At 40.1% G+C, this 1,989-nt stretch carries 3 protein-coding genes; 1 reads left to right on the forward strand and 2 read right to left on the reverse strand.

The window, feature by feature from the left end; all coding sequences use genetic code 11:
- Nucleotides 1-138: 138 nt before the first annotated feature.
- On the forward strand, nucleotides 139-768 hold the full coding sequence (gene trhA, locus L1D51_RS21295) for a PAQR family membrane homeostasis protein TrhA (RefSeq protein ID WP_054562367.1): 630 nt from the start codon (nucleotides 139-141) through the stop codon (nucleotides 766-768).
- Here the strand turns inward: trhA and L1D51_RS21300 are convergent.
- The gene (locus L1D51_RS21300) at nucleotides 765-1,073 is read right to left on the reverse strand and encodes an MGMT family protein (RefSeq protein WP_054562368.1); all 309 of its coding nucleotides are present in this window, start codon (nucleotides 1,071-1,073) and stop codon (nucleotides 765-767) included. The genes trhA and L1D51_RS21300 overlap by 4 nt on opposite strands.
- Complete coding sequence (locus tag L1D51_RS21305; RefSeq protein ID WP_055021070.1) at nucleotides 1,057-1,968, reverse strand: LysR family transcriptional regulator; 912 nt, start codon at nucleotides 1,966-1,968, stop codon at nucleotides 1,057-1,059. The genes L1D51_RS21300 and L1D51_RS21305 overlap by 17 nt, the downstream gene beginning before the upstream one ends.
- Between the last annotated feature and the right edge of the window lie 21 nt (nucleotides 1,969-1,989).

Here is a 1,989-nt window from a genome sequence, read left to right on the forward strand (position 1 = left end):
AGCTCATTCAGTATTGGTTAATAAAACCAACGAATTTAAATGTTTTGACCAATATTTAGCGAAAAAATAAGCATTGCCATTTTCAGCGCACACTTGTACACTGAAAATGTTTTATTCACTCATTTTTAGTAGATAAGTATGACAGAACAACTCCCTTATTCACGCCAAGAAGAACAACTTAACGTGCTTACTCACGGCATGGGAGTCCTGTTTGCGGTATATGTACTGTGGGACTTAGTTTCACAATCTAAAGCTGTGTCAGCTACGGTAAGTGCCATCGTGTATGGCTCAAGCCTACTGGTATTATTTTTAGCCTCGACCTTATATCACGCCAGTACCAGAGAGCGTATACGAGCCATTTATAAAAAATGTGACCACTGTGCGATTTACTTGCTTATTGCAGGTACCTACACGCCTTATTTGGTTATTTCGTTATCTGGGGCTTGGGCAATTGCTGCTTTGGTGTTTATTTGGACTTTAGCGCTTGGTGGTGTTGCATATAAATTACTGGTCAAAAACACGAATAAAAAGGTCTCACTCGCTACCTATTTATTAATGGGCTGGTTTGCATTAGCACTTGTTTATCCACTTTATTTGAACCTTGATTTAAGCGCTTTATGGTGGCTGCTAGCTGGCGGGATTGCCTACAGTTTAGGCACTGTGTTTTACAGCGCTAAAACCCGCCATTACAGCCATGCAATTTGGCATGTATTTGTGCTAGTTGGCTGTGTTTGTCACTACTTATCAATTAGTTTGTATGTTTATTAGTCCCATTGATGCAGGCGCATATTAATTTTAGCCTTATTAAAAGTAACACCTTCACTGAGTAGTTTTTGTCGTTGCTCAAGGTGTTTATTGCTGCCTTCTGGAAACGATATTTTACCTTGGCTATTAACCACCCGATGCCATGGAATGCTTGAGCCCTCGGGCATCACTTTTAATAACCGCCCCACTAACCTTGAGTTATTAGGATATCCCGCAAGCTTTGCTACTTGCCCATAACTGGCAACTTTCCCCTCAGGAATGGCACAAATAATGGTATAAATTAAATCTTCTTTAGTTGCCTGCTGCACGACTCGACTCCAAATACTGTTTACTGACCTCGCTAAAATCCTGCCAAATGGCTCTTGCAACAGGGCCATGATGAACCGAGTGCTGTCTAAATACACGAATTTCTGCACCAAACTGGTGTTCACGATCGATAATTTTAATTTGTTGTAATAAACCAGCGTCAATTTCCGCTTGGCAATGTTGCAAACTGATCATTGCCCAGCCCGCACCAGAGAGCAAAAACGACTTAACACTGGTTATATCGTCAATTTTCATTAACGCAGAGCCTAGCGTATAAGAAAGCCTATCACTGTCAAAACTCAAGTCACTTTCAAACATGGCTAAACACGGGTAATTTTGAATATCTGCAAAACTGATTTCACTGGGCACTACATCAGGCGCGCTAACTATACCTATATCAAATTTACCAATCGGTAAACTTTCGAGATCCCCTGTTGCATGAAACAAATCAAACCAAGGGCCAATTCCTAAATCAGCCTGATGACTATTAACCTGCTCTAGAGATACAAAGCGCTTACCTGAAGAAATACTAAACTCAGTACTAGCAAAACGTTTGAAGGTTTGGCTGATCACTTGGTTATAACTATTTTGATGGCAAAGTTGCTCGTAACAAATTTTATAATTGGCTTCATTACCTAGTGCCAGCTCTTTAGCAAGTGAGCTTAACTCACTGTTTGCATTAAGTAATTGCTTGGCCTCACGATAAAAAATACGGCCCTTCTCAGTTAAATGTAACCTGTATTGGCTTCGGTCTAGTAACTCAAACCCTAGCTCTGATTCTAGCTTCTTAATAGCTAACGTGAGCGCTGGTTGAGTCTTATGCAATTTAAGCGCGGCTTGGCTCAAACTAGAGCTTTGCACAATAGCATCTAGAATGATTAATTGATTTAAATTCATTAATGGCAAACTATATAAATA

Source organism: Pseudoalteromonas shioyasakiensis (genome assembly GCF_022398475.1).
In the GTDB taxonomy this organism is placed as follows: Bacteria; Pseudomonadota; Gammaproteobacteria; order Enterobacterales; family Alteromonadaceae; genus Pseudoalteromonas.

Bases quoted from the DNA above. Each gene is read 5' to 3' on its own strand.
- trhA (WP_054562367.1), top strand. From the start codon at position 139: ATGACAGAACAACTCCCTTATTCACGCCAAGAAGAACAACTTAACGTG.
- L1D51_RS21305 (WP_055021070.1), bottom strand. From the start codon at position 1,968: ATGAATTTAAATCAATTAATCATTCTAGATGCTATTGTGCAAAGCTCT.